This is a genomic window from Campylobacter taeniopygiae, from assembly GCF_005406225.1.
In the GTDB taxonomy this organism is placed as follows: domain Bacteria; phylum Campylobacterota; class Campylobacteria; order Campylobacterales; family Campylobacteraceae; genus Campylobacter_D; species Campylobacter_D taeniopygiae.
The window spans coordinates 1-643 of the sequence record NZ_NXLY01000060.1 but is presented as its reverse complement, the minus strand read 5'-3'; the positions used below and the strand labels follow the sequence as shown (position 1 = coordinate 643).

At 25.5% G+C, this 643-nt stretch carries 1 protein-coding gene; it reads right to left on the bottom strand.

What is annotated here, in order from left to right:
• A partial coding sequence (locus CQA75_RS09295; RefSeq protein ID WP_171000112.1) for a hypothetical protein occupies positions 1-643 on the bottom strand: 643 nt, incomplete at both ends.

Sequence of the window (643 nt, the reverse complement as noted above, 5' to 3'; positions counted from 1 at the left end):
GTTTTTAAAAGCTTTTCATCTTTTAAAAATACTTTTCTAATAGAATTAGGGATGATATCATAAATGATATCATAAAGAGTAATATCATTAACATATGAAGCATTAAGTGCTGTTGCAGTATCTATGATGTTAAAATTTTCATCATCTTTATGATTGATATTTTCAACCTTTAATTGATGAATAGCATCAAGAAGATTATAACTTTTATGATTAAAAGTAGAAGTGAAATTTTTTAGAAATTCTTCATAATCTAAATTAGGATTGTTTGTAAGCTCTTTTTGTTTTTCATAGAGTTTAATAGTAAGCCATTGTGAAAAAACAAGTTGAACAAAAGGATATTTTTTAACCAGATTAGAAAAATCATCCTTATGTTTTTCTCCAAATTTAAAAACTTCTAAAATAACATTTTTAGGTAGTTCTACTCCAAAGGCATTGTATTCATTGTCTTTTAGGGTGCTTAAATCTTTAATGAAATTTTTGGTTTCTGGAATGTGATTTAAATATTCGTTCTGCACAAGACTAAAATTAATGCCAAAAATATTGCCATTATCAAGATAGTCCGAATCTACTCCAATAGTCTTTTTACCCAAATAATGAAAATTAATCATCTCTGCATTAAGTGTGCAAAAAATCATCACTAAAA